This is a genomic window from Pseudomonas sp. PSB11 (assembly GCF_014596605.1).
Taxonomy (GTDB): domain Bacteria; phylum Pseudomonadota; class Gammaproteobacteria; order Pseudomonadales; family Pseudomonadaceae; genus Aquipseudomonas; species Aquipseudomonas umsongensis.
In genome coordinates, this window is the sequence record NZ_NOIO01000003.1 from 44,732 (window position 1) to 70,695 (window position 25,964).

Annotated in this window: 21 protein-coding genes; 11 read left to right on the plus strand and 10 right to left on the minus strand. The window is 55.9% G+C overall.

Translation table 11 applies throughout. From position 1 onward, the window contains the following. Positions 1-80: 80 nt before the first annotated feature. From CGA21_RS05185 to CGA21_RS05205, 5 genes are read left to right on the plus strand one after another with little or no spacing between them, the layout of a single operon-like run. Entirely contained in the window at positions 81-1,337 is a 1,257-nt protein-coding gene (locus CGA21_RS05185; protein ID WP_188263719.1) for a TolC family protein, read from the plus strand. Then, positions 1,334-2,815, plus strand: a complete 1,482-nt coding sequence (locus CGA21_RS05190) for an efflux RND transporter periplasmic adaptor subunit (RefSeq protein WP_188263720.1) — start codon at positions 1,334-1,336, stop codon at positions 2,813-2,815. Before CGA21_RS05185 ends, CGA21_RS05190 begins: the two co-directional genes overlap by 4 nt. After that, positions 2,812-5,970, plus strand: coding sequence for an efflux RND transporter permease subunit (locus CGA21_RS05195; protein ID WP_188263721.1), 3,159 nt, complete (start codon positions 2,812-2,814; stop codon positions 5,968-5,970). The genes CGA21_RS05190 and CGA21_RS05195 overlap by 4 nt, the downstream gene beginning before the upstream one ends. Further along, positions 5,967-6,317, plus strand: a complete 351-nt coding sequence (locus CGA21_RS05200; protein ID WP_188263722.1) for a copper-binding protein — start codon at positions 5,967-5,969, stop codon at positions 6,315-6,317. The genes CGA21_RS05195 and CGA21_RS05200 overlap by 4 nt, the downstream gene beginning before the upstream one ends. Positions 6,318-6,327: 10 nt before the next feature. After that, positions 6,328-6,594, plus strand: a complete 267-nt coding sequence (locus tag CGA21_RS05205) for a hypothetical protein (RefSeq protein ID WP_188263723.1) — start codon at positions 6,328-6,330, stop codon at positions 6,592-6,594. A gap of 201 nt (positions 6,595-6,795) precedes the next feature. Here CGA21_RS05205 and CGA21_RS05210 read toward each other — a convergent pair whose 3' ends face one another. The 3 genes from CGA21_RS05210 to CGA21_RS05220 all read right to left on the minus strand — a co-directional run bounded on the left by CGA21_RS05210 (position 6,796) and on the right by CGA21_RS05220 (position 8,880). After that, positions 6,796-7,485, minus strand: coding sequence for a hypothetical protein (locus tag CGA21_RS05210; RefSeq protein WP_188263724.1), 690 nt, complete (start codon positions 7,483-7,485; stop codon positions 6,796-6,798). 244 nt (positions 7,486-7,729) lie between these two features. After that, positions 7,730-8,608: a hypothetical protein gene (locus CGA21_RS05215; protein ID WP_188263725.1), complete on the minus strand. Its 879-nt coding sequence runs from the start codon at positions 8,606-8,608 to the stop codon at positions 7,730-7,732. 29 nt (positions 8,609-8,637) lie between these two features. After that, a complete protein-coding gene (locus tag CGA21_RS05220; protein WP_188263726.1) occupies positions 8,638-8,880 on the minus strand; it encodes a type II toxin-antitoxin system PrlF family antitoxin in 243 nt (80 codons plus the stop codon). 133 nt (positions 8,881-9,013) lie between these two features. Between CGA21_RS05220 and CGA21_RS05225 the strand changes: the two genes are divergently transcribed. Further along, positions 9,014-9,469 (plus strand): antitoxin Xre-like helix-turn-helix domain-containing protein, encoded by a 456-nt coding sequence (locus tag CGA21_RS05225; RefSeq protein WP_188263727.1) that lies wholly within the window; start codon positions 9,014-9,016, stop codon positions 9,467-9,469. Between the two features lie 543 nt (positions 9,470-10,012). Here the strand turns inward: CGA21_RS05225 and CGA21_RS05230 are convergent. The 5 genes from CGA21_RS05230 to CGA21_RS05250 all read right to left on the minus strand — a co-directional run bounded on the left by CGA21_RS05230 (position 10,013) and on the right by CGA21_RS05250 (position 18,285). Next, positions 10,013-10,423 (minus strand): hypothetical protein, encoded by a 411-nt coding sequence (locus tag CGA21_RS05230; protein WP_188263728.1) that lies wholly within the window; start codon positions 10,421-10,423, stop codon positions 10,013-10,015. Then, positions 10,423-12,537, minus strand: coding sequence for a hypothetical protein (locus tag CGA21_RS05235; protein WP_188263729.1), 2,115 nt, complete (start codon positions 12,535-12,537; stop codon positions 10,423-10,425). The genes CGA21_RS05230 and CGA21_RS05235 overlap by 1 nt, the downstream gene beginning before the upstream one ends. After that, on the minus strand, positions 12,530-14,026 hold the full coding sequence (locus tag CGA21_RS05240) for a site-specific integrase (RefSeq protein WP_188263730.1): 1,497 nt from the start codon (positions 14,024-14,026) through the stop codon (positions 12,530-12,532). The genes CGA21_RS05235 and CGA21_RS05240 overlap by 8 nt, the downstream gene beginning before the upstream one ends. Further along, positions 13,989-15,248, minus strand: a complete 1,260-nt coding sequence (locus tag CGA21_RS05245; protein WP_223194018.1) for a tyrosine-type recombinase/integrase — start codon at positions 15,246-15,248, stop codon at positions 13,989-13,991. Before CGA21_RS05245 ends, CGA21_RS05240 begins: the two co-directional genes overlap by 38 nt. A 142-nt stretch (positions 15,249-15,390) precedes the next feature. Further along, positions 15,391-18,285, minus strand: coding sequence for a ribonucleoside-diphosphate reductase subunit alpha (locus CGA21_RS05250; RefSeq protein ID WP_188263731.1), 2,895 nt, complete (start codon positions 18,283-18,285; stop codon positions 15,391-15,393). 749 nt (positions 18,286-19,034) lie between these two features. Here CGA21_RS05250 and CGA21_RS05255 point away from each other — a divergent pair. Further along, positions 19,035-19,757 carry a winged helix-turn-helix domain-containing protein gene (locus tag CGA21_RS05255; protein WP_020800609.1) on the plus strand — a complete coding sequence of 241 codons (723 nt, stop codon included), beginning with the start codon at positions 19,035-19,037 and terminating at the stop codon, positions 19,755-19,757. Then, the gene (locus CGA21_RS05260) at positions 19,754-21,364 is read left to right on the plus strand and encodes an ATP-binding protein (RefSeq protein ID WP_110754231.1); all 1,611 of its coding nucleotides are present in this window, start codon (positions 19,754-19,756) and stop codon (positions 21,362-21,364) included. The genes CGA21_RS05255 and CGA21_RS05260 overlap by 4 nt, the downstream gene beginning before the upstream one ends. A gap of 93 nt (positions 21,365-21,457) precedes the next feature. Here CGA21_RS05260 and CGA21_RS05265 read toward each other — a convergent pair whose 3' ends face one another. Next, positions 21,458-22,183, minus strand: coding sequence for a 4'-phosphopantetheinyl transferase (locus tag CGA21_RS05265; protein WP_218278491.1), 726 nt, complete (start codon positions 22,181-22,183; stop codon positions 21,458-21,460). A 68-nt stretch (positions 22,184-22,251) separates the two neighbouring features. Then, complete coding sequence (locus CGA21_RS05270) at positions 22,252-23,046, minus strand: dienelactone hydrolase family protein (RefSeq protein ID WP_188263732.1); 795 nt, start codon at positions 23,044-23,046, stop codon at positions 22,252-22,254. A 146-nt stretch (positions 23,047-23,192) separates the two neighbouring features. Between CGA21_RS05270 and CGA21_RS05275 the strand changes: the two genes are divergently transcribed. The 3 genes from CGA21_RS05275 (at position 23,193) to CGA21_RS05285 (ending at position 25,930) form a co-directional block, all read left to right on the plus strand. After that, the gene (locus CGA21_RS05275; protein ID WP_110754225.1) at positions 23,193-23,795 is read left to right on the plus strand and encodes a hypothetical protein; all 603 of its coding nucleotides are present in this window, start codon (positions 23,193-23,195) and stop codon (positions 23,793-23,795) included. A gap of 117 nt (positions 23,796-23,912) precedes the next feature. Further along, positions 23,913-24,590 carry a response regulator gene (locus CGA21_RS05280; protein ID WP_110754223.1) on the plus strand — a complete coding sequence of 226 codons (678 nt, stop codon included), beginning with the start codon at positions 23,913-23,915 and terminating at the stop codon, positions 24,588-24,590. Further along, positions 24,587-25,930 (plus strand): ATP-binding protein, encoded by a 1,344-nt coding sequence (locus tag CGA21_RS05285; protein ID WP_110754221.1) that lies wholly within the window; start codon positions 24,587-24,589, stop codon positions 25,928-25,930. Before CGA21_RS05280 ends, CGA21_RS05285 begins: the two co-directional genes overlap by 4 nt. The last annotated feature ends 34 nt before the right edge of the window (positions 25,931-25,964 follow it).

Here is a 25,964-nt window from a genome sequence, read left to right on the forward strand (position 1 = left end):
CCTCATTCCCATTAGCGGGATGGACTAGCTGTGCGCATGTCTTTTGAAGCGTGCAGTGGATGATCACAGGAATCGTAAACATGAACTCCAAGTGCAATTGCACAGGCTGGTCTCTCGTGGCTGGCCTGGCGGCAGGCTTGCTGGCATTGCCGAGTTTCGCTGCCGCCTTGACGCTCGATGAAGCGTTGCGGCTGGCCGAAAATAATGCGCCGTCACTGACCGCACAAGACGCGAAAATTCAGGCAGCCAGCAGTGCTGCCATTCCAGCTGGGGAATTACCTGATCCCAAGCTGCTGGTGGGCGTGCAGAACTACCCCATTGGCGGCCCGGATCGTTGGAGCATCGACCAGGACTTCATGACCATGCAGATGGTCGGTGTCATGCAGGAGATGCCCAACAGCGACAAGCGCAAAGCGCGCATTGAGGTCGCCGATGCAGCTATTGATCGCGCCGCTGCGGAGCGTCGAGTCGAACGTCTGAAGGTACGCCAGTCCACGGCATTGGCCTGGATCAGCAGCTACTCGGTTGAGCGCAAAGATGCACTGTTCCAGAACTTCTACAAAGAAAATCGTCTGCTAGCCGATACTGTCCGAGCCCAAATCGCCGGGGGCCGCGCTCAGCCCGCCGATGCGGTGACACCCAAGCAGGAAGCAGCTCAACTGGCGGAGCAACAGGACGATCTGATTCTCCAGAGAGCACAGGCCCGAGCGGCCCTCAAACGCTGGATTGGCTCCGCCGCCAACGACAAGCCCGTGGGCAGCTTGCCTGAATGGCCCGTCGACACCTCAAGTTACTCCCATAAACAGCAACACCATCCCGAGTTGGCAGCGTTTGCACCGATGACCCGCGAAGCGCAAGCCAAGGTTCGTGAAGCCGTGTCGGAGAAGCAGTCAGACTGGAGCTGGGAACTGGATTACCAGCGCCGTGGCCGTGAATTCGGGGATATGGTCAGCGTGCAATTTTCCTGGGATCTGCCGCTGTTTCCTGACTCTCGCCAAAACCCCAAAATCGCAGCCAAACAGGCGGAACTCAGTCAGCTTGAGTCCGAGCGCGAAGCCCTGTTACGCGAGCATACCCAGCAACTGGAAAACGAACTGGCTGACTATGAGCGCCTGAATCGTGCGGTACGCCGTAACCAGGAAAGCCTGTTGCCGCTGGCCAAGGAAAAGGTCGAACTCAGCATGGCCAGTTACCGTGCCGGCAAAGGCGATTTAAACGCTGTTGTTGCTGCTCGACGTGAACTCATCGAGGCCCGTCTCAAGCAGATCGACGTGGAAGAGCAGCGAGCGCTGACCAGTGCGCGTCTGTATTTTGCTTATGGGGAGGCCAGTCAATGAACCTTAAATGGAATGGGGCATTGATGGTTGGTATCTCGCTGGCATTCGGTAGTGCCGGTGGTTACTGGTTCGCTCAACATCGCATGAATGGAGTATCCAGTTCTGCCCAGGAGCAGAGCCTCGATTCACCTAACGAACGCAAGGCTCTGTATTGGTATGACCCCATGTACCCGCAGCAAAAGTTCGATAAGCCGGGTAAGTCCCCCTTCATGGATATGCAACTGATTCCTAAGTACGCCGGTGGCGCAGGGGATCGTGCGACAGTCAGTATCGATCCGAGTCTGACCCAGAATCTCGGTCTGCGTTTTGCAACAGTCACCCGTGGAATCTTTGACTCCAGCCTCGATGTGACGGGTGTCTTGGGATTCAACGAACGTGATGTCGCTGTGATTCAGGCACGCACCACAGGCTTTGTGGAGCGGGTATATGCCCACGCTCCCGGTGATGTGCTCAAAGCCAACGCGGCATTGGCGGATATCCTGGTGCCGGAATGGGCGGCTGCCCAGACAGAGTTTCTTGCATTGAAGCGCAGCGGGGATGCTGATTTGTTGACTGTGGCCCGCCAGCGACTACAGCTCACTGGGATGCCGGCAGCACTGATTACTCAGGTAGAGCGTGGCGGTAAGGTTCAGCCCTACCTGACTCTCACCAGCCCTATTGGTGGTGTGCTGCAAGAATTGAATGTACGTGCGGGTATGACTGTGGCTACTGGCGATACTCTGGCACGCGTCAATGGCTTGAGCAGTGTCTGGCTAGCCGTGGCCGTTCCAGAATCGGATGCCGGATCGATCACCGTGGGGCAGGCGGTCGAAGCGCGTCTGCCAGCCTTCCCAGGGACAATGCTCAGCGGCAAAGTCAGCGCGATTTTGCCCGAGACCAACCCGGACAGCCGTACTCTTCGCGTGCGGGTAGAACTCCCCAATCCCGACGGGCGCCTCAGACCGGGTTTGACGGCGCAGGTACGCCTGAGTCGCTCGACCGGGCAAAGTGTGTTGTGGGTGCCGAGCGAGGCTGTCATTCGCACTGGCCGACGTGCCTTGGTGATGCTCGCCGAAGACGCAGGCCACTACCGTCCAGTGGAAGTGCACCTCGGGCAGGAAAGCGATGGCAAGACGGCGATAGTGAAAGGTCTGGAAGAAGGCCAGAAGGTGGTTACGTCTGGCCAGTTCCTGCTCGACTCGGAGGCCAGTCTCAAGGGCATCGTTGCAAGCTCGGAGGAAGAGTCACCACCCGGCGCAGCAACCTCCAGTTTTCATGAGGCGGATGGGCAGATCGTTGAGATCAACGACAAAGACGTCACGCTTGCCCATGGCCCCTTCAAGACGCTGGGCATGCCTGGCATGACGATGACGTTCCCACTCGCCAACCCGGCTCTAATGCAGGGCCTTAAAACGGGCGACAAGGTTCGGGTCGCGGTGAGCCAGACTGACGATGGCTTGCGTGTTGAGCGCCTGGATAAATCAGGGAGCCAGCCATGATTGCTGCCCTCATTCGTTGGTCGGTGGCCAACCGATTCCTGGTATTACTTGCGACACTGTTCGTCACGGCTTGGGGCATTTGGTCGGTGCAGAGCACGCCCATCGATGCGCTGCCGGATCTCTCCGATGTGCAGGTGATCATCCGTACACCTTACGCAGGCCAGGCGCCGCAGATTGTCGAAAACCAGGTGACCTATCCGTTGGCGACCACCATGCTCTCGGTGCCAGGCGCAAAGACGGTGCGCGGTTATTCCTTCTTCGGTGACAGCTTCGTCTACGTGCTGTTCGAGGACGGTACTGACCTGTACTGGGCCCGCTCACGGGTGTTGGAGTATCTAAGTCAGATACAAAGTCGGTTGCCAGCCAGCGCCAAGCCAGCGTTGGGGCCGGATGCAACGGGAGTAGGTTGGATCTATCAGTACGCACTGGTAGATCGCAGTGGCGGACACGACCTAGCACAGCTTCGTGCACTTCAGGATTGGTTCCTCAAGTTCGAACTCAAGACCCTGCCGAACGTTGCGGAGGTGGCCACTGTGGGGGGTATGGTCAAGCAGTACCAGGTGCAGCTTGATCCGCTCAAACTGGCCAGCCTCGGTATCACTCAAGCTGAGGTAACCGAGGCTATCGGTAAGGCCAATCAGGAAACCGGTGGTGCCGTGCTGGAGATGGCAGAGACCGAGTTCATTGTGCGGGCCTCAGGCTACCTAAAAACGCTTAATGACTTTCGTGCTATCCCGTTGAAGCTCGGTGCTGGAGGTGTACCGGTGAGTCTTGGCGATGTCGCCACGATCCAGTTGGGGCCGGAAATGCGGCGTGGTATTACTGAACTCGACGGCGAAGGCGAGACCGTCGGCGGCGTGGTAATTTTGCGTAGTGGCAAGAATGCTCGCGAGACCATTGCGGCGGTCAAGATCAAACTCGACGAGCTGAAAAAAAGTTTGCCGGTCGGGGTGGAAATCGTTACCACCTATGACCGCAGCAAGCTGATCGACCGTGCCGTGAAAAACCTCAGCCACAAGCTAATCGAAGAGTTCATCGTCGTCGCGTTAGTTTGCGGGATCTTTCTCTGGCACTTGCGCTCATCGCTGGTGGCGATCATCTCCCTGCCTGTTGGTGTATTGATTGCCTTTATCGTCATGCGTTACCAAGGCATCAACGCCAACATCATGTCCTTGGGTGGGATTGCCATCGCCATCGGCGCCATGGTCGATGCCGCCGTGGTCATGATCGAGAACGCCCACAAGAAGGTTGAGGCCTGGCACGCGGCCAATCCTGGTGAGGAACTGAAGGGTGAGCGTCATTGGCATGTAATGACCGAAGCGGCGGCAGAGGTAGGCCCAGCACTGTTCTTCTGTTTGTTGATCATCACCCTGTCATTCATTCCGGTGTTCACCTTGGAGGCGCAGGAGGGGCGCCTGTTCGGCCCGTTGGCTTTCACCAAGACCTACGCCATGGCCGCAGCGGCTGGATTGTCAGTGACCCTGGTGCCAGTGCTGATGGGTTATTGGATTAGGGGGCGAATCCCCAGTGAACAACAAAACCCGTTGAACCGGTGGTTGATTCGGATCTATCAGCCTGCCCTGGACGTAGTCTTGCGTCGACCAAAGATCACGCTGCTGGTGGCACTCTTGGTTTTTGTCAGTGCGCTATGGCCAATGTCTCGCTTAGGTGGCGAGTTTCTTCCCCCATTGGACGAGGGCGATCTGCTCTATATGCCTTCGGCACTACCGGGATTGTCGGCGCAGAAAGCGGCGCAACTGCTGCAACAGACCGACCGCCTGATCAAGACCGTGCCCGAGGTCGAACATGTCTTCGGTAAAGCCGGTCGTGCAGAAACCGCCACCGACCCGGCACCGCTGGAGATGTTCGAAACCACCATCCAGTTCAAGCCACATGAGCAATGGCGTCCAGGCATGACCCAGGAAAAGCTGGTGGAAGAACTGGATCGAGTGGTACGAGTCCCTGGGCTTACGAATATCTGGATACCACCGATTCGCAACCGTATCGACATGCTGGCCACTGGGATCAAGAGTCCCATCGGCGTGAAAGTTGCCGGCACCAACCTGACGGAGATCGATGCCGCTACTCAGGCGGTCGAGCGGGTGGCGAAGGGTGTGCCCGGTGTCAGTTCGGCTCTGGCCGAGCGACTGACCGGTGGCCGCTATATCGACGTGGATATCGACCGCAAGGCCGCCGCCCGCTACGGACTAAATATCGCTGACGTGCAGTCCATCGTTGCCGGCGCTATCGGCGGCGAAAACGTCGGGGAAACCATTGAAGGCCTCGCACGCTTTCCGATTAACGTGCGTTACCCACGTGAGTGGCGTGACTCGCCAGGCGCTTTGGAGCAGTTGCCAATCTACACTCCGCTAGGTAGCCAGATCACCCTCGGCACGGTAGCGAAGGTCACGGTCACGGACGGCCCGCCAATGCTCAAGAGCGAGAACGCACGGCCTTCAGGCTGGGTTTATATCGATGTGCGTGGTCGGGACATTGCTTCTGTGGTCGCCGATCTACGCCAGGTCGTCAATGAGCAGGTCAAGTTGCAGCCAGGCATGAGCCTGAGCTACTCAGGACAGTTCGAGTTTCTCGAAAGAGCCAACGCACGCCTCAAACTGGTGGTGCCTGCCACGCTGTTGATCATCTTCGTGCTGCTCTACCTGACTTTCGCCCGCTTCGATGAGGCCTTGCTGATCATGGCCACTCTGCCATTCGCACTGACTGGCGGGGCATGGTTCCTCTATCTGTTGGGGTTCAACCTGTCGGTCGCCACCGGAGTCGGCTTTATCGCCCTGGCCGGGGTGTCTGCCGAGTTCGGCGTGATCATGCTGCTCTACCTGAAGAACGCCTGGGCCGAACGTGAAGACCTAGGCGACAACACTGAGCGTGGGCTGGTTGCGGCCATTCGCGAAGGCGCTGTGCAGCGCGTTCGACCCAAGGCCATGACCGTTGCCGTGATCATTGCCGGCCTGTTGCCCATCTTGTGGGGCAGCGGTACTGGTAGCGAAGTGATGAGCCGCATCGCCGCGCCTATGGTAGGCGGCATGATCACGGCACCCTTGCTTTCCCTGTTTGTCATTCCGGCAGCCTATCGCCTGATGCGTCGCCGGCACCTAATAATTGAACCCATGAAGCCTCAAGGAAAAGTCGTATGAAACTGACCATGATTGCAGTTGCAAGCACCGTATTTGCGCTTTCACTTTCTGTCCACGCTGAGGACATGCCGGGGATGAAAATGGACGGTATGGAGGGCATGGAGATGAAGCAGGATGCAAAACAGGCTCAAGTTGCCAATGCCGAGGGAACGATCAAGGCTATAGATACTACGAAGCATACGGTGACCATCTCCCACGGAGCTGTTCCAGCCGTAAAGTGGCCGCCAATGACTATGGCTTTTTCCGTAACGGAGAATCAGCTGGCAGGGCTGAAGGCCGGAGACCGTGTTTCGTTTTCGTTTCGGCTAGACGGTAGTAAAGCCACGATTGTTTCCATAAAAAAGTAAGGCTGTAGTGATGACAATTGCCGGCACGCTCTATTGTGCCGGTTTTGCGGTCATTACGAGGCGTTACGAAACGAATGGATCAGAGACTCAGGGGCATACGACCTACACCGTGCTGACGTGGATTCTCGGCATTCAGGAGCGAACAAACAGCCTCTGCCTCGACCCTGGCCTTGAACACACCGTGCTTACTAGCAGAGCCTCCCTCGACGAGATCCACAACCCGATATTGCTTGATGCCATCATCCATTCTGGTTGTTTCGATGACCCTGAATCTTGAATGCATGGTGCGTTCCCTGCTGAAACTGGTGCTTTAGGAGTACCGGTATGGCTCCATGATTTCAACAATTATGCGGGACTGAGCTGAGACAATTTATGACAGGGCGCAATGATTCTCTGCATGAGGACAGAGACTTTGCGGGAGGTGGGAGGGGTAGGTTGTGTTCAAATCATTGTGTGCGAGTCATCGCACAATTCTTACCTACCAGCCCTCGTAATGAGTAACCAGGTGGCCCCAGTACGAGAGCGCCGGCCCATTTCTGCGAAGGATGTTCATTGCCTCGGCGGCGGGAATTTTGGTCGGACAGCCCCCAGTCAAGTATGTCTTGTCTTTACCCGGGCAGTACAAGTGCATGATCGTTAAAACCATGATCTGTTGCAGCGGCGACATTGCGCGATAGCTTTTGCGCATTGCTTTCAAGGATTCGGGGACGGGCTCTTCTCCGCCACCCCAATCGAAGCCGCGAGGCCGCAAGTTGTAATGGCTACCTTCACTACCATACGCGCGTTCGACGTACTCAAAACAACCTTCAAGCGAGTAGGCTTCTACGATCCTCCACACCGCTTGTCCAAAAATATTTTCGCGCTCTGAGGCACTGGTGAACGCAGGGATGGAAGCTCCGCAAACCATCGACAGCGCAGTAAGCTCAGCACCGTCCATGCAAGGCACTCTATCCACCATATCGACCAACGCCCAGTTGGGAAAACGGCCTGCAGCGAACGTGGGGTTAACTGCCGCGTAAGCAGCAAGGGCGGCTGGCTGGAGTGAGTGGTGGATGTAAGCTTGACTGGCAGTGTGAACATCCGTGAACGCCCATACACCTTCCGAAAATTGGTGGATGCCAATCTCAGACAGAAGACTTTTAGCTTGGTCAACGTAGTTGTTGTTCATGCATTCGAATCCCTTTGCCCTTGGTGTCACACTGGCCTACGGCTCTGTCAGCAGGTGCTCGCACGAGGAGCTTTAGCGCACGACGGGTTGCGATCACGCGGTCTCAGATTTCCACGCGTAGAGTTAGATGAGCGGTTTCGTAGCTAAAGTAAACTGTAGAAGTAAACGCTGATAACCGCCTTATTTGATCAAGGGCTTGGGGACGTTAGTCTGATTGAGATTCCTGCGCGCACCGCCTGCATGCCTAATGGAAATTCGGTAGGAGATCGAGTGCAATCCAGGCCCGTAAGCCTATTTCCAGCCTATGAAGGTTAGATTGCGGGCTCATCACGATGCCTAGCTTGATCAACCGGTTGATCTGATCGTCTACTGCTTCATACGGAAGCCCGGTAAAAGTTAGGAACTCGCTTCGAGGCAATGCGCCTTGGAGCAGCAGCGCTAACAACGCAGGCATCGTTTCTGGTCGAATGCCTGAGTCCTTCAAACGCGAGTTTGTTTTGTAGGCACGAGTGACGGACTCACGAAGCCTGCGACGATTCAGGGCGGTAGTCACGTAGTCCACCTCCTCATGACAGACACCAAGCATAAAGTCGATGAAAGCGAGCTGCTCCCTGCCTATGAGTTGTTGGGCACCCTCAAACCCATCTGTCTGCATGGGATCATTCATACCTGTAGCAGACTGATACTCGTCGAGCCTTCGGCCCAGGCCTCGCGAAAGCGACCACAGCTGTGGGTGAAGTCCAAGCAGTGCGAAATACTCGAACGTAAGCGCCCGCGCAAAAGCCCCTATGCCATTACGGAGTGTTCGCCTATGGAGAAGCTGGTAGTGCTGACACAAGACCGCCACGATACGTCGACGAAGCTCCGGGATGTCCGCGAAGGTGCTCTGATGGTGCTCAAGTACGAATTCACGCTCCAGTATTTCTGGCTCAGAAGGGCTCCCATCAATAAGTCTTGAGTAATGAGCGTCGGTGAATTTCAGCAGTTCGCTCAAGCATGCAGCGGTCTCTGGTGCGACCATGCCAGCGAGGAAGGCAGTATTCCTTACAAGCTCATCTGCTCGAACCAGAGTCGATTCAGGAATCGAACTGGGAATGATGGGGCGGAGCCAGAGCTCAGTCATCTGCGTGAGTATCTATAAAAGGGCATTGCTCACTCATCATCCGCTGAAAGCGGAGAGTTGATGTCAACCTCAACACCGCCGACTAAAGAGCCGAGGCGAGCCAGGAGGGTTGAATCAACGGCGATCAGTTTTTCAGGGTGGCTCTGGATGTCGTCCTCCAGCCATTTTAGAAACTCGCCAAGCTCACGGTCATGCTCTGTGGCGTTGATGCACTCCGACCCATTGCGAGAGTGGCTCGTCGGAATGGATGGGGTAGGATCTGATTCGTTCATGCTCTGACAATATCCGTGAGTGAAGTGCTTGTCATGCGCTGCCTTCGGAAGTCGCAAACTTGTGCCTGCCGCCGAGAGGGTATGTCGCTGATTCGGGCCTTGGCCCGGCTCGCCTAAGGTCTGTCAGAGGGAGATGAAAGTGCTGTCATCGATCAAGGAATACCAGCCAGGACTTCCCGCGTCTGATTGCATTTGGTCAACTTTAGGACTGCCATCGCGCGGAACCAGATTGCATGAACTCATCCACCAAGGTCTGCCTTTCAAGCACCTTGATCAGATTGCGACCCTACTGCAGATGCAGCGAGGAGAGATCTCCAGAGCCATAGGCTTGTCGCCCGCAAGGTTGGCACGTAGGGCGAAAGCAGGGCGATTTAATACGGCAGAAAGCGACCGACTGGTTGCGTTGGTAAATCTCTTTGACGGAGCACTTTCCCTCTTCGAAAACGATAAGGTCGGTGCAGCGGAATGGATGACGTCACCAGTGCCGGGGCTCGGAGCGAAGCGTCCAATCGACATGCTAGGGACGAGGGTGGAAACGCAAGCTGTTGTCGATCTTATCGGCCAGCTGGAAAGGGGCGTTCTTGTGTGAGATTCGTCGGGCTAAGGCTTAGCGCATTCCCAATGCGCTGCCAGGTGCTGCATCTCGGCTTTCCATAGTCGTAAAAACCGACGCCAATCTCTCGCATAGCAACCCTCCCGTAAATGGGTAGACCCAGTACTCGCCTCTTCGAAACGAGTCTCCTAGGGTTCAGGTATGTGCTCGTCAAGCACGACTACAAAGTGGGATCCGCTGGCACCCTCGATCTCGGTTTCTGGGACACGCTCTCGTAGCTCCTCAACCGACATGTCAACTGCATCGCCAATGGGGGCATCTCGATCTTGGCGCTCTATTTCAAGGTACTGAATCGCTCGATCAGATCCAGGCTGCAGTTTTTCTAATTCCCACAATGCGTAGCGACGTTTTCGTTCGCGCTGCCAGAGATGATTCGTGTCAATCATCATTATTGCCCGCTAATCCAGGCCCCAGTGAGTTCGTCTAGTATCTCGAATGCTATAGATTCCTTGAGGGTGCTCATCATACTTCTCTTGTGTGGCCCATATTGCCCCTCTGTAAACTCGAGCGTTTATAACGCTATTTGGTTTCTTTACGAATAGAAACTGGGAGTGGCCTGTCGAGGTCTTTTAGCGCAAGCCCATGACGAGTGGCGTTATGAGCCCAGCGCACAAATTGCTCAAGGAGCTGATGGTTTTCTCGCTGAAGTCGCTCCACGCGGTCTTCTAGTTGTTGTATGCGGCTTACGGACAGCGTGAGTGCTACGTTGCCATGACCAACATTTGGCGCAGACTCTCTACCTCTCGCTTTAGCATGATCCCATGCTGTCTTTATCCTAGGCTGTCTTAGCATCGCTGCTTTTGTATATCTATGCCCGATTTCAACCTCGAGAATCGCCAGGTAGCGATCCCAAATAAGTTTGCCAGCCCAGCCGTCTAACACCATCACAGCTTTTTCGATTTTTTCATCAGTCAGCTTAGGAGCGCCCATTAGAAGAAATCCAAGTCATGCAAGGTTTTATCAAGATCAATCTCCTCATCCGCTTGCTGAGCGTCAGGTATCCCCTGGATTGTCCGCACCGCTTCAACTAAGCCAGTTTTTGACTGGGAGTGAGTCGGCGGCGGTAGCGTTATCACCGCTCCATCGGGGATAGAAAGATCGTTCATTTTTTCCAGCATCAAATTCCACCTTTCGAGTTTTGGTGCGTTGACAGAAATCCATCTAGAAGCGCCTGCGTCGCCTGCTGCAAGCGCAGCTTGAGCTCTCATCAACGCTCCTTCGAGCAGTTGTTTCTGATACTGAGCCTCTTTGTAGTGGCGTTCATCGCCCTTTACACAAAAGAATTCCCCGCAATTAGGACAGTCTTTGTCCTTTGGACAGGGCGTTAGCGCATAGTCATGTCTGCACAAGCCAAACCGTGTGGTGTGAACGGCTCCAAGTTCAACTTTGATCGCTTCTTGACGGGACAGCATATTCGCTATGGCGACCGATTCGATTTTTTCATCTAGTGGGCCGTTGATAGATATAGTCGGTATTTGCTTACCAAGCGAGGTATAAGCCTCGATGAACGCCTCTTGAGGTAGATGATCATACCATTCGTTTTGAGCGATACTTTTTCGGCCAGACCAAAAAGCAATCAGTGCCTCGCTCAAATGCTTAGATTGGGCGAGCGTATTTAAAAGATGCCGGAATTGGTGAGTTGTAATGGCTGCGGGGCTGCCATCAGGTAAAGTTTTAGCGTGCCTTGTGAATATAGTTATGTCACCCGGGTTCGCTCCCAGTTGGTTGTTTAGCTGGTTGACGCTTATAGGTGTTGGTATGTGTTTTGAAGGCTCGACGTTAGGTCTGAATATGTTCTCAGGAAGAATGAATAAAGCATCGTGCCAAGCTAGTCCCGTCAAAGGATCCAATATTGGGAAATTCGCAGGAAGTTTTTTGAGTACAAACGACTCCAGCGATGAAAAGGAGTATGCAGGAGCACCTCGTGGGGGCATTGACTCATGCCGGGCGGGGTCAGTGATAATTTCTTTGAGTTTTTCCAGCCCATACCTACTCGCTCTGGAGGAGTGGATGGCGGTCTCTTTCCCTAGGATTTTTGCTGCTTCCCAAAGCGTTATAGGCTGATCGCGCAAGTGCTCAAAACCTGGCGGTAAATACAAAGCTGTAGGATTATTCGCGTACCATCTAGCTGCGTCCCTAGCTGGTGCACCAAGTTGAATTAAATATTCAATTGCCTCAGTAGTGACTCGTTCAAACGTTTCTGAAGCAGCAAATTTCGTTAAAGGCATCCCTTTCTTCAACGGTGTCCACTGTAGCCCCATCAGAGGGCCTGCATCGCTTTCTACACTAGTAATACATTTGACCGGAAGCGTAAGTACCTCTGTCGCCCGGTTAGGTGCGAACATGGCTAAGGTTACAAAACAAGTCACTACTTTGTCCGGGATATGATCAGATGTATGGTGAATCTCTGCTAAATCCAATATTGATTTTACATGCGGGAGCCTCTCATGCGCTCTGTCCGTACCCGCTTGACGCACTCTGTCGTTGCGCGTAGGGGCTTTATAGGATGTAGATGATTTCCAGCTTAGCTGGTGGGGTACCATGTGTCCTGGAATAACAATATCGTGAACGAGGCGTTCGAGGCAGCGTCCTACGCTCCAGGCGTCAGCATATCGCTCATCTAACAGTTTCGCCGCATCGTCAAGTACACTCGCACTTATCGACGTAATGCATGGCGTAAGTTTTAAATTAAGTAAGGCTTGCTCTATTGCCTGCATCGCATAAAGATATCTTTTGAACTCTTGAAGCCTTGAATGTCTCATTATTTCACTAAATGCAGATTTAGCAAATGTCAAGAATGGTTCGGACAGCGGGATAGTTACAATGGGTTTATTGCCGCTTGGATCCTGCGAAGAGCGAAAGAGCACGATTTTTCGTCGTTTCCCTTGGTTACGATCCGGTGCGAAAGTGGATATATCCCAGCTATTGTCCTCCCAGTAAACATCCTTAAAAGGAAAGTTTGCTTTTGCGTGAGTAACAAACCGTGCCAGATTTTCCTTTGCTGTCAGCGTAGGTTTACCTACGAAGTGTATTATATCACCCATGAAGCTCTCTCGCTGCGATACGCTGTCGATTGTCTCGTTCGACTATGATTTCATTAATAGCGGACATCGCATTGTGATTGATCTGGCGAATGCGACTGTCGCTTTCAACTGCTTGGTCATCTTTGAGCGAAGCAAGGAGCTCCTCCCAAGGCGCCTCTTCAAGCGGTTCGAAAAATGGACAATATAGGCATGCGATTGGAGCATTTTGATGGCACTCAGCTCTAGTGCCGCATGCCCCCAATGATTGCCCGGCTAAACGAAGGAAGTCTGCGATAACTGATGACTCCTCGCCGGCGCGGGTTGCTTCTCCGAGGCTGTTAATCAACTTACCCTGGAACGCCTTGGCAAAATAGTCCATTTCGTCCCCCAGAGCCTGACGTATCGGCTTCTGGAGTTCGGGCATCGAGGCTCTATAAAACTGGATACAGCTAGTGCCACGGTGAGTTAGCAGTCTGGCAACCTCAAAGTCGGAGGCACCATGTATTAATGCACGCGTGGCCATGGTATAGCGAAAACGATAAGCGTTGACTGGTATCTGGCCTTCGAGCCTTTCGGAGTACGTATCGAGAGAATCAAATGTATTGATGATTCTCTTTGAAAGCACATTGGAGTTTCCGTCGAACAACGGGGAGTCTTTAGGGCGTTCCGACATGAACTCGCTGTCCAAATAATTGATAAGACATTCGGCCAAAACAGTGGGCGCGCGACGAAGCCAGTATTCTTGGGTGCTGGTCTTATCCCCTTTGGCCAGAGGAATACGCAATGTTACCTCTTTGCCTTCCGGCCCAGATGCAATCTGAACGTCTGATATTTTCATTCGAACTACTTGTATCGGTCGAACACCTGTGGCAATGAAAAACCAGCAAAGGGTAAATGTACTTTTGCTAATTTTAGCATGAGCGTAAGCATGATTGAGGGCGCCGTGTATATTATGTAGTTCCTGGCTAGTAAGCGCACCACAGGTTGGATCATTAGTAATTAAGGAGTAATAGGCGCCTGTTCCTCTCTCCTCCCATTGATGCCCAGATGTTAGGAAGCTACGTACGTCTGGTGATAGTCCAGCCAGTTTTTGGGCCTGAATCCTGCGTAATACCGGCAAAATGAAAGAGCGATAATCTAACGGGATAGTGACCAGGCTTTCGATGTGAGTGAGTTCTAGTAAGGCAACATCGCTCATTTGTTCAATTGTTAACCAGCTTTTGAGCGCTCGAATAATTGTATGATTGTAAACCAAACTATGAGTCGCGAGAGTGCCATACAGCACTCTGAAAATACTGGCGTGCAGCTCGTTTTCTTCCGACAAGAATGTAGTATTGAGGTTGATTTTAGCTCCATCTGAGTCCAGAATTCGCAAATCTTCCCCTAACCTAATACTTATGGCTCTGCCATCTTGCAGTACCACTGTTTTAGAGGTGGCGTTTGGTCGGTTAACGAAGTCGAATTCCTGCTGTTCAAGTCTCATTATTTTGCCCGCCGTTGGCAATTTCATTAGCCATTTCTTCTGCTATCTTGTCAGCCGCTTCTTTGATGCTGCGCCTGGCGTATTTGGCCGCTATATTAGATTTTTTACTCCAGCCCATCAGTCTGTTACGAACCTGAATCTCTTTCTCTGCAGACATGCGTTTATCTTCAGGTAAGGCATCGTTTTTCCTGCTCAGCCGATCATTCCAAGTTCGACGAAACGCATGTGGCGCAACATGCTCTGGTACTCCAGGTACCTTGCTCCTCAATGTCCTAAAGATTAGGTTGATTGAGTCTTTCGCCATATGTGCACCAAACTCAGTAATAAAGAGGTATCCGTGCTTGGTATTTTGCTTGGAAACTTTACTCCAGAACCTGACAACGAAATCGTGGAATGTTTGCGCTGTAACGCTCGAGATCGGCACAGTACGGGGCTGTGTTTTGGATACTCGGACGGTGACCCTGTTCTGGGAGTAGTCGACATCGTTGACTTTGATATAACGAAGTTCACTCCGGCGAATACCTGAGTCAGCAAATATCTGAAACATGAGATAGTTGCGGTGCCTGACGAAGTCTGTAGTAAAAGGGTTGTCAGAAGAGCTGGGATCTAACACCCTATGAATCAGGCTCATCGTGGCTTCAGGAAGACCTTCCAATGTCTCATCTTCATCAGCATATGCCGCCAGAGGTATTAGCGCCTCAAAGCGGCTAATGGCTGCATCAGCAGCTTCTTTAAAGGCACTCAGTACTTCTGGTTCTTGGCCGAGCGATGCCAGGTGGCGGTTGATGTAGAACTTGAAAAACCTAGAAACGGCTCTGATTCTATATCCGCCCTCAACAGCAGTTATGTGCGGGCCGTCCACGGGCGGTTGATTAAATCCGCCTCGGACTTTTTCAAAGCTCAACACTTTCGCCGAACTAGCTGTCTGAATATTTACTTGCAGACACTCGTCTTGGGTTTTTCGACTCAACCTCAAGAACAGGGCAAGATCTTCCACTTGGTCAATGGTGAGAAAACTGCCGCTGTTGAGCATATTGGTTAGATTAATCTGTCTGGCGCTTGCCCACAGAAATGTCATGCCCAAGGCTCTGAGAGCTTTATCAATGGTTGCGATGGATGCGCCACAGTCGCGGTATTCAAGAGTGGCGTAAGCATTGGGGAGAAAGAGAGGGCATCCTTGGTCGTCAACCAGGACAGCCATCTCAACGCCGTCACTGGCGGTGAAGGTGCGTACAGCAAAGCTTCTCAAAGTATACGGCTCCTACCCATCGTCTAGATGGGGTAGGAGCCTATACCCGATGTTTACAGCCTGTAAAGCTAAAAATCTCAATGAATACAGGCTTTAGCGTGCAAAACGTTCGTATAAGTATACGTTTTTTAGCCTGTCGTCCCTATTGGCAAGCTTCGCAATCCGGCTCGTCGATGGCGCAAGCCTTCGGCACTGGAGCAGGGCCGGCTGGTGCTGCCAGGACCGAATCGTCACCGTGGTTGCCACCGCTGGAAACAGCGTTGAGCTTGCCGGTGTTGATGGTCGACTTCTCGGTGCTGGTCGCGGCCAGGGCACGGAGGTAGTAGGTGGTTTTCAGGCCACGGTACCAGGCCATGCGGTAGGTCACGTCCAGCTTCTTGCCCGAAGCGCCAGCGATGTACAGGTTCAGCGATTGAGCCTGGTCGATCCACTTCTGACGACGGCTGGCCGCATCGACGATCCACTTGGTATCCACTTCGAACGCAGTCGCATAGAGCTCCTTGAGTTCTTGCGGGATGCGCTCGATCTGCTGCACCGAACCGTCGTAGTACTTCAGGTCGTTGATCATGACCGAATCCCACAAGCCGCGAGCCTTCAGGTCGCGAACCAGGTACGGGTTGATCACGGTGAACTCGCCCGACAGGTTCGATTTCACATACAGGTTCTGGTAGGTCGGTTCGATCGACTGCGAAACGCCAGTAATGTTGGCGATGGTCGCGGTCGGTGCGATGGCCATGATGTTCGAGTTGCGGATGCCGTTCTGAACACGGGCGCGAACCGGTGCCCAATCCAGGGTTTCGTTCAGGTCGACATCGATGTACTTCTGGCCGCGCTGCTCGATCAGGATCTGTTGCGAATCCAGTGGCAGGATGCCCTTGGACCACAGCGAACCCTGGAACGTCTCGTAGGCGCCACGCTCGTCAGCCAGGTCGCAGGAAGCCTGGATCGCGTAGTAGCTGACCGCTTCCATCGACTTGTCGGCGAACTCGACGGCAGCGTCGGAACCGTAAGGGATGTGCTGCAGGTACAGCGCGTCCTGGAAGCCCATGATGCCCAGGCCGACCGGACGGTGCTTGAAGTTGGAGTTCTTCGCTTGCGGCACCGAGTAGTAGTTGATGTCGATCACGTTGTCGAGCATGCGAACGGCGGTGTTCACGGTGCGTTGCAGCTTGGCGGTGTCCAGCTTGCCGCCCACGATGTGGTTAGGCAGGTTGATCGAGCCCAGGTTGCAAACGGCGATCTCGTCCTTGTTGGTGTTCAAGGTGATCTCGGTGCACAGGTTCGAGCTGTGGACCACGCCGACGTGCTGCTGCGGGCTGCGCAGGTTGCACGGGTCCTTGAAGGTCAGCCATGGGTGGCCGGTTTCAAACAGCATGGACAGCATCTTGCGCCACAGGTCTTTGGCCTGGATGGTCTTGAACAGCTTGACCTTGCCTGGGTACTCGGTCAGGGCTTCGTAGTACTCGTAGCGCTCTTCGAAGGCCTTGCCGGTCAGGTCGTGCAGGTCCGGCACTTCCGATGGCGAGAACAGGGTCCACTTGCCATCATCGAAGACGCGCTTCATGAACAGGTCAGGGATCCAGTTGGCGGTGTTCATGTCGTGGGTACGACGACGATCATCACCGGTGTTCTTGCGCAGCTCGATGAACTCTTCAATGTCCATGTGCCAGGTTTCCAGGTAGGCACACACAGCGCCTTTGCGCTTGCCACCCTGGTTCACGGCGACGGCGGTGTCGTTCACTACTTTCAGGAACGGCACGACGCCCTGGGACTTGCCGTTGGTGCCCTTGATGTACGAGCCCAGCGCACGAACCGGGGTCCAGTCGTTGCCCAGGCCGCCAGCGAATTTCGACAGCATGGCGTTGTCGTGGATCGCGTGATAGATGCCCGAAAGGTCATCCGGCACGGTGGTCAGGTAGCAGCTGGACAGCTGTGGACGCAGGGTGCCGGCGTTGAACAGGGTCGGAGTCGACGACATGTAGTCGAAGGACGACAACAGGTTGTAGAACTCGATCGCACGGTCTTCTTTCTGTTTCTCTTCGATCGCCAGGCCCATGGCCACGCGCATGAAGAAGATCTGCGGCAGTTCGAAACGCACGCCATCCTTGTGGATGAAGTAACGGTCGTACAGGGTTTGCAGGCCCAGGTAGGTGAACTGCTGGTCGCGTTCGTGGTTGATCGCCTTGCCCAGTTTTTCCAGGTCGAAGTCGGCCAGGACCGGGTTCAGCAATTCGAATTCGATACCTTTGGCAATGTAGGCCGGCAGGGCCTTGGCGTACAGGTCGACCATCTCGTGGTGGGTCGCGCTTTCGGCAACACCGAGGAAGCCCAGGCCTTCGGCACGCAGGGTGTCCATCAGCAGGCGCGCGGTCACGAACGAGTAGTTCGGCTCACGCTCGACCAGGGTACGGGCGGTCATCACCAGGGCGGTGTTGACGTCGGTCAGGGCCACGCCGTCGTACAGGTTTTTCAGGGTTTCACGCTGGATCAGGTCGCCGTCGACTTCTTCCAGGCCTTCGCACGCTTCGGTGACGATGGTGTTCAGGCGGCCCATGTCCAGCGGCGCCAGGCTACCGTCGGCGCGGGTGATGCGGATCGACGGGTGAGCGTTGACCGCTTCTTCGGCTGGAGCGTGGGCGGCGCGTTCCTTGGAACGCGCGTCACGGTAGATCACGTAGTCGCGAGCGACTTTTTGCTCGCCGGCACGCATCAGGGCCAGTTCGACCTGGTCCTGGATTTCTTCGATGTGGATGGTGCCGCCCGATGGCATGCGACGCTTGAAGGTGGCAGTGACCTGTTCGGTCAGGCGCGCCACGGTGTCGTGGATTCGCGACGAAGCGGCAGCGGTGCCACCCTCAACTGCGAGAAACGCTTTGGTGATGGCGACGGTGATCTTGTCATCGGTATAAGGAACGACAGTGCCGTTACGCTTGATCACGCGCAGCTGGCCCGGCGCGGTGGCGGACAGATCCGAATTCGAATCAGCGGCCTGCGGCAAGGTGCCCTGCGGGTTCTCGCGAGTTGTGTCGGTTTGCATCGGGGGGTGTCTCCACATTCTCTATGTTTGATTGGGCACCATCTCGGTGCCCACCGTTCCGTCCTGAAGCACTACAACCGGCTAAGGCCGGGCATAACAACTTCGGGACAGTAGGAAGGGGGCTATTGGGCGCCGCTTCCATGCCGAAGTCTTTGGTCTCACGCCTTGGGCCTGAGACCTTGGTCCTTTTGAGATGACAGTTGGGAGGTGGCAGCTGCACTGCAACACCCGTACCGTTTTTCACCCCATGGGCCGAAATACAGTAGCCATCCGCGCGCGCGGTTTTGGGCTTTGGAAATTACGTTTGGTTCAACCGGAAAGAGGCAATAAAAGCGCTTGAATTTGGTATCCGGTTTGTGTTTGGTAATTTTCGAAAAACCCTACATCTAGGGTTTTTTTTACGCTGGGCTACAAGATAATGCGTTTTGGGGGGTGATTGCAACGTACTACCTGTGGATAAACCTGTGCGTAAATTGTGTGTTGTGAAAGGAATCGGCGTGCAGGCCGCGACGCTGCTGGACCCGGCTTTTTTTCATCGATTTTCAACCCGCGAAAACGCCCGAGCGGATTTTTAAGGGCGCGAACCCTATCACAAAAAACTCTGTTGTCCGAACGCATTTGCCAGCTTGTGTTCTGGGTGGGCGACGTTTATACAATCGGTCGGCGTGTACGCAATTTATCCACCCCTATCATTACAAAAAGACGGGCGGATCCTTCCTTATGAGCGTTCTGGCAAGTAGAGGTCACCGGTGGAACAAGAAGCCTGGCAGGTATTGATTGTGGAGGACGATCAACGTCTGGCCGAACTGACACGTGATTACCTGCAAGCCAATGGCCTGCGTGTATCGATCGAAGGCAACGGTGCGCTGGCCGCGAACCGCATCATCAAGGAACAACCGGACCTGGTCATTCTCGACCTGATGCTGCCAGGCGAAGATGGCCTGAGCATTTGCCGCAAGGTTCGTGACCGTTATGACGGTCCGATCCTGATGCTCACCGCACGCACCGACGACACCGACCAGATCCTCGGCCTGGACCTGGGCGCCGACGACTATGTGTGCAAGCCGGTGCGCCCGCGCTTGCTGTTGGCGCGCATCCAGGCATTGCTGCGACGCAGCGAGGCGCCGGAGGTGACCCCGGAAAAACAACGACGCCTGCAATTCGGCCCGCTGGTGGTGGACAATGCATTGCGCGAAGCCTGGCTGCACGACAGTGGCATCGAACTGACCAGCGCCGAATTCGACTTGCTCTGGCTGCTGGTTGCCAACGCCGGACGCATCCTGTCCCGGGAAGAAATCTTCACCGCGTTGCGCGGCATTGGCTATGACGGCCAGGACCGTTCCATCGACGTGCGCATCTCGCGCATCCGCCCCAAGATCGGCGATGACCCGGACCATCCGCGACTGATCAAGACCGTGCGCAGCAAAGGTTATCTGTTTGTCCCCGAGGCCTGCGTAGACCCAACCCCGTGAATTCGATCTTCCTGCGTATCTACGGCGGCATGTGTGCCGCGCTGATATTGGTGGCGGTACTTGGCGTGCTGGCCTTGCACATGCTCAATCAGGTGCGCGGCGAGCAGTACCGGGAACGACTGGCACACGGCACCTTTTCGCTGATGGCCGATAACCTGCAGCCGATGAACCAGACCGAGCGCCAGCGGGCGTTGCTGGTGTGGGAGCGGCTGCTGGGGATTCCGCTGGCGCTGAAAACCTTTGCCCAGACCGATCTCGACCTCACCCAGCGCACCCGCGTCTTGCGTGGCCAGGCCCTGGTGGAGAAGACCGGCCCGCATGCGGCCCGAGTCTATCGACTGGTCAGTGACCAGGAGCAGCTTGTGCTTACGGGGGACGTCCAGCAGATCAGCGAACAACTCGCCCGGGCGACGATTTACCTGTTGGCGGACGAGTTGGTGCGCTACCCCGTGGGCGAGCAGCCGGTGCGCCTGGCGCAATTGAAAAAGGACAAAGGTTTTGGCTTCGATTTGCGTCTGGTCACGGTCCAGGAAGCCGACATGGACGAAGACCAGAGCCGTCGGGTGTCCGAGGGTGACACTGTGATGGCGCTGGGCAAGGAGGGCGATTCGATCCGGGTGTTCGCCGGCATGGTTGGCACGCCGTGGGTGCTGGAAATTGGCCCGTTGTACCAGATGAATCCGTATCCACCCGAGTGGCTGGTGCTGATTGCCGCACTGGGGCTGAGCCTGATCGGCCTGATCGTCTACCTGCTGGTGCGGCAACTGGAGCGCCGTCTGCGCGGGCTGGAAGCAGCGGCCACGCGGATCGCCAAGGGCAGTCTGGAAACCCGTGTGCCGACGCGGGGCGCGGACTCGGTGGGGCGGCTGGCGTCGGCGTTCAACGGCATGGCCGAGCACCTGCAACAACTGCTGGCCATTCAGCGCGAGCTGGTACGTGCCGTGTCCCACGAGTTGCGCACGCCGGTGGCGCGCCTGCGCTTTGGCCTGGAAATGATCGGCTCGGCCAAGACACCGCAAGCGCTGGAAAAATACTGCGAAGGCATGGACCACGATATCGAGGACCTCGACCGCCTGGTCGACGAGATGCTGACTTACGCGCGGTTGGAGCAGGGCTCGCCGGCACTGAATTTCCAGCGTATCGATCTGGACGCCTTGGTCAATCAGGTGATCGAGGAGCTGGCGCCCTTGCGCGCCGACGTCACGGTGCAACGAGGATTGTGCCTGTCGGCCGCCGACTGTGACGACGCGTGGGTCGAGGCAGAGCCGCGCTACCTGCACCGGGCACTGCAAAATCTGGTGAGCAATGCCATGCGCCATGCTCATTCGCGGGTCACCGTCAGTTATCAGGTGGGGCAACAGCGTTGTCGAGTGGATGTCGAAGATGACGGGCCGGGAGTTCCGGAAATGGCCTGGGAGAAAATTTTCACACCATTCCTGCGACTCGACGACAGCCGGACCCGGGCCTCGGGCGGCCATGGGTTGGGATTGTCGATCGTGCGACGGATCATCCATTGGCACGACGGCCGGGCGTTGATTGGCAAGAGCAAAAGCCTGGGCGGCGCGTGTTTCAGCTTGAGCTGGCCAAGGAGTCAGGAGAGGCGGTGAGCGGTTTTGTGTCGAACCTCATGTTGTGGATCGATGTAGAACTGTAGGAGCGAGGCTTGCCCGCGAAGAGTCCCTTACAAACTGCAGAAGTCTTCAGGCCTTGATGCTGACCAGACTCAACAACTGCCCATCCTTGACCCCGAACTGCGCCTCGAGCTCGGTACCGTTGCGCCACTCGCCGGACAGGTCGGTCAGCAACCGCAACCGCACTTCACCTGATTCGCTCCACTCCAACACCTCTGCGTGTTCGAAGTAGAAGCGTTGTTGGACGATCGGGTAAAGCGCCTTGAACAGGCTCTCTTTCACTGAAAAAGTCAGGGTGACCAGCAACGCCAGTTGATCACGATGCCCAGCGGTCATGCGCTGCATTTCCGGCGGAGTGAGGATTTCTCCGGCCAGGCGTTCGGCACGTTCGGCATTGAGCAGGTTTTCCAGGTCCATGCCCAACCCTCGCCAATGGGTTTTCCTGGCGACAATCGCCGCGGCCCGACCGGTGCTGTGAGTGATCGAGCCGGTGATGTGCGCAGGCCACACAGGTGCCCGATCATCACCGATGGCCGGGCTGAAGTTCAGGCCTTCCAATTGATGCAGGGCTGCGCGGGCGCAGATTCGCCCGGCGAGAAATTCTGCCTGGCGTTTGGCGACGGACCGCTGAATGCTTGCGGGCGCCTCGATGGCGCTGCGCTGGAAATCATCGCTGTGCAGTTGCGAAGTATCGAAGTGGGTACTCAGCAGCACTGCGTCGGGCAGCACCATCGGCAGCGGCCAATGGGCATCGAGGGGCGTGCAGCAGACGGGCAGGGCAGGGACGGAATTCATGTCGGGCATTTTGCCGGGTTGCCTTGATGCTGGGTAGTGCTTGCCACAAAAGCCCCTCAATACGGGATCTACTTGCTAAAGATCTTCTTGAAAAATGCCTGCATATCCGCCCACGATTTTTCATCCGCCGCCTTGTTGTAGCCGATATCCGGCCCGCCATGATCGCCATGGCTCAAGCGATCAGCATCGGGGTTGCTGAAACCGTGCTTGGCGCCGTCGAGGCTGACAAACTGGTAGTCAGCGCCGGCCTTGTCCATCTCGGCCTTGAAGGCCGCGACGTTTTGCGGTGTGACCAGGCTGTCCTGGGCGCCGTGTTCGACGAGGATTTTCGCCTTGACGCTGCCTGGTGTCGCAGGGGTATTGGTCGCCAGCGCGCCATGGAAACTGACGACACCGGCCAGAGGAACACCCTGGCGAGCGGCATTGAGCACCACGCCGCCACCGAAGCAATAGCCAATGGCGGCAAGCTTGTTCGGATCGGTTTGCGCCTGTCGCTTGAGCAAGTCGAGGCCCGCCTGAAACCGCGCGCTGGCAATTGCGTTGTCCCTTTGCACGGCCTGCATGAAAGCCATTGCGTCCTTGGGATGCTCGGTATTCTTGCCGTCGCCATACATATCGATGGCCAGGGCGCTGTAACCCAGACCGGCGAGGTCGCGGGCGCGACGCTTGGCGTAGTCGTTCAAACCCCAGAACTCATGTACCACCACGACACCGGGACGCGGACCTTTTATCGCGTCATCAAAGGCGTAGTAGCCAATCATCCGGGTGCCGTCGGGACCTTGGTACGGGATTTCCTGAGTCTTGATGGCGGCCTGGGCCAGCCCGCTGGCGGCGAGCAAGAAGAGGGCGAAGAGCATGCGCATGGTCGGTCTCCTGCAAGAAAATCCTCGAAACATCCAGGTGGATAGGGTTCAGCTTAGGTTAAGCGGGTGTTCAGGGTGAGTTCAGGGCTGCGTGGGTAATCTTGCCCCGTAGCCAAGACAACACTAATTCTTGAGGAGTCTCACCCATGACTGGATTCAAAAAACTGCTGCTGGCATTCACCGTCTTCGGCGCTAGCACCGCAGCGATCGCTTCCAACGACAGTTTCGCCAGCCTTACTTATGGGCAGACCAGCGACAAGATCAAAAAATCCCACGCCTTGAACAATAACCTGGACAGGCCGAACGCCGACGGCGTGATTGGAAAGGACAACACATGGGGCTTGCGTTTAGGCCAGCAAAACAGCCAAGGCCGCTACTACGCCACTTACGATAACGTGTCGGGCTCGCACAATGGCATTAAACTGCGCCAGGAAAACCTGCTGGGCAGCTACGATCTGTTCCATCCGCTGGGAGCCAATACCAAGCTGTTCGGCGGCGCCTCGGCCGGATTGACCAAAATGACCCAGGAATCGCCAGGCTTCAGTCGCGACAGCGACATCGGTTACGCCATTGGTGCACAGGCAGGCATTCTGCAACAGGTTTCGCAAAACACTTCTGTTGAACTGGGGTACCGTTACCTGCGCAGTAACGCCAGCACCGAAATGAGTGAGCGAGGTGGTAGCAAACAAGGTTCGCTGAGCTTGACCAGCAGCGCGCAGACTTACCTTTCAGCCAACTACGCTTTCTGAAAAGCGAGTGTGACCGCCGCGCCGGGTCAATCCAGGAGATTGATCCGGCGCGGCCCGTCAACCATGGAGGTCCGTCAATCGTGCCTCAGAAGTATTTGATTTGCCTGGGAGAGCGAGATGAAACTGCTGGTCGTCGAGGATGAAGCGCTGTTGCGTCATCACCTGCAAACCCGCCTGACGGATAGTGGCCATGTGGTCGAGTCCGTGGCCAACGCCGTCGATGCGCTGTACCAGACAGATCAGTTCAACCATGACCTGGCGGTGATCGATCTCGGGTTGCCGGGTATGGGCGGGCTGGATCTGATCCGTCAGTTGCGCTCGCAGGGCAAGACCTTTCCAATCCTGATCCTCACAGCACGTGGTAACTGGCAGGACAAGGTGGAAGGCCTTGCTGCCGGCGCCGACGACTATGTGGTCAAGCCCTTCCAGTTTGAAGAACTGGAAGCTCGGCTAAATGCCTTGTTGCGTCGCTCCAGCGGGTTTACCCAGTCAACGATCGTTGCCGGGCCGCTGCTGCTGGACCTCAATCGCAAGCAGGCGACCCTTGATGAGCAACCCTTGGCGCTGACTGCGTATGAATATCGGATACTCGAGTACTTGATGCGCCACCACCAGCAGGTGGTGCCCAAGGATCGTTTGATGGAGCAACTTTATCCCGATGACGACGAACGCGATCCGAACGTGATTGAAGTGCTGGTTGGCCGGCTGCGTCGCAAACTCGAAGGTACCTCCGGTTTCAAGCCAATTGATACGGTGCGCGGCCTGGGCTATCTGTTCACCGAGCGTTGCACTTGATCGGTTCTCTTCGCGTTCGCCTGATGCTCGCCGCCACGATCCTGGCGGTATTGTTCATGCTGGCATTGTTGCCGGCGATGCAGGGAGCATTCAGCCTGGCGCTGCAGGATGCCATCGAGCAGCGACTGGCGTCGGACGTCACCACGTTGATCTCTGCCGCAAGGGTCGAGAACAACCGCTTGCTGATGCCGGAACAGTTGCCCGATGAGCGCTTCAACCTGGCCGATGGCAATTTGCTCGGTTATATCTACAGCCGCGAAGGCCAATTGGTTTGGCGCTCGAAGGACACCCTTGACGAGAATATCAATTACACGCCGCGTTACGACGGGCGCGGTAATGAATTCGCCAGGATTCGCCAGGACAATGGCCAGGAATTTTTTGTCTATGACGTCGAGGTCAAACTGCTCGGTGGCAAAAGTGCGGCGTTCAGCTTCGTCGCGTTGCAACCGGCGCGTGAGTACGACGCCACGCTCGGCGGCCTGCGGGACAACCTGTACTTGGGTTTCGGCGCGGCGTTACTGGTGCTTCTGGCGTTGCTTTGGGTCGGCTTGACCTGGGGGTTGCAGGCATTGCGCCGGCTGAGCCAGGAACTGGACGAGATCGAAAGTGGCACCCGTGAAAGCCTGAGTGAACAGCACCCGCGTGAACTGCTGCGCCTGACGGGCTCTCTCAACCGCCTGCTGTTCAGCGAGCGCGAACAGCGTAGCCGTTATCGCGATTCACTCGACGACCTGGCCCATAGCTTGAAAACCCCATTGGCGGTATTGCAGGGTGTCAGCGAAGGCATGGCGCAACGCCCTGAGGACCGGGAGCAGGCCTGGGTGCTGCAGACCCAGATTGAGCGCATGAGCCAGCAGATCAGTTACCAACTGCAACGAGCCAGCCTGCGCAAAAGCGGTCTGGTGCGTCATCAGGTACGCCTGCAGCCGGTGTTGCAGAGCCTTTGCGACACACTGGACAAGGTCTATCGCGACAAACAGGTACAGGTAACCTTCGATTTGCCGGAGCCGTGTCTGGTCCCTATCGAGCAGGGCGCCTTGCTGGAAATGTTGGGCAATCTGCTCGAGAACGCTTATCGACTGTGCCTGAGCGAGGTGCGCGTCAGCGTGCGCGCCCTCAACGGAATCGAGATATGTGTAGAAGACGATGGTCCAGGCGTCCCGCTCGATCAGCGCACGCGGATCCTGCAGCGCGGTGAGCGCCTGGACCGACAGCATCCGGGGCAGGGTATTGGCTTGGCGGTGGTCAAGGACATCATCGAAAGCTACAGCGCAAGACTTACCCTGGGTGACTCGCCCTTGGGCGGTGCGGCTTTCCGTATTCAGTTTCCGCAGGCGTGATGCTGCATGAGCCGGCTTGCTGGCGATGGCGATC

Coding starts and splice junctions, on each gene's coding strand:
- CGA21_RS05205 (WP_188263723.1), top strand. CDS start 6,328: ATGACAATTGCCGGCACGCTCTATTGTGCCGGTTTTGCGGTCATTACG.
- CGA21_RS05250 (WP_188263731.1), bottom strand. CDS start 18,285: ATGCAAACCGACACAACTCGCGAGAACCCGCAGGGCACCTTGCCGCAG.
- CGA21_RS05270 (WP_188263732.1), bottom strand. CDS start 23,046: ATGCGCATGCTCTTCGCCCTCTTCTTGCTCGCCGCCAGCGGGCTGGCC.
- CGA21_RS05190 (WP_188263720.1), top strand. CDS start 1,334: ATGAACCTTAAATGGAATGGGGCATTGATGGTTGGTATCTCGCTGGCA.
- CGA21_RS05240 (WP_188263730.1), bottom strand. CDS start 14,026: ATGAAATTGCCAACGGCGGGCAAAATAATGAGACTTGAACAGCAGGAA.
- CGA21_RS05275 (WP_110754225.1), top strand. CDS start 23,193: ATGACTGGATTCAAAAAACTGCTGCTGGCATTCACCGTCTTCGGCGCT.
- CGA21_RS05235 (WP_188263729.1), bottom strand. CDS start 12,537: ATGGGTGATATAATACACTTCGTAGGTAAACCTACGCTGACAGCAAAG.
- CGA21_RS05265 (WP_218278491.1), bottom strand. CDS start 22,183: ATGAATTCCGTCCCTGCCCTGCCCGTCTGCTGCACGCCCCTCGATGCC.
- CGA21_RS05225 (WP_188263727.1), top strand. CDS start 9,014: ATGAAAGTGCTGTCATCGATCAAGGAATACCAGCCAGGACTTCCCGCG.
- CGA21_RS05220 (WP_188263726.1), bottom strand. CDS start 8,880: ATGAACGAATCAGATCCTACCCCATCCATTCCGACGAGCCACTCTCGC.
- CGA21_RS05215 (WP_188263725.1), bottom strand. CDS start 8,608: ATGACTGAGCTCTGGCTCCGCCCCATCATTCCCAGTTCGATTCCTGAA.
- CGA21_RS05200 (WP_188263722.1), top strand. CDS start 5,967: ATGAAACTGACCATGATTGCAGTTGCAAGCACCGTATTTGCGCTTTCA.
- CGA21_RS05195 (WP_188263721.1), top strand. CDS start 2,812: ATGATTGCTGCCCTCATTCGTTGGTCGGTGGCCAACCGATTCCTGGTA.
- CGA21_RS05280 (WP_110754223.1), top strand. CDS start 23,913: ATGAAACTGCTGGTCGTCGAGGATGAAGCGCTGTTGCGTCATCACCTG.
- CGA21_RS05230 (WP_188263728.1), bottom strand. CDS start 10,423: ATGGGCGCTCCTAAGCTGACTGATGAAAAAATCGAAAAAGCTGTGATG.
- CGA21_RS05210 (WP_188263724.1), bottom strand. CDS start 7,485: ATGAACAACAACTACGTTGACCAAGCTAAAAGTCTTCTGTCTGAGATT.
- CGA21_RS05185 (WP_188263719.1), top strand. CDS start 81: ATGAACTCCAAGTGCAATTGCACAGGCTGGTCTCTCGTGGCTGGCCTG.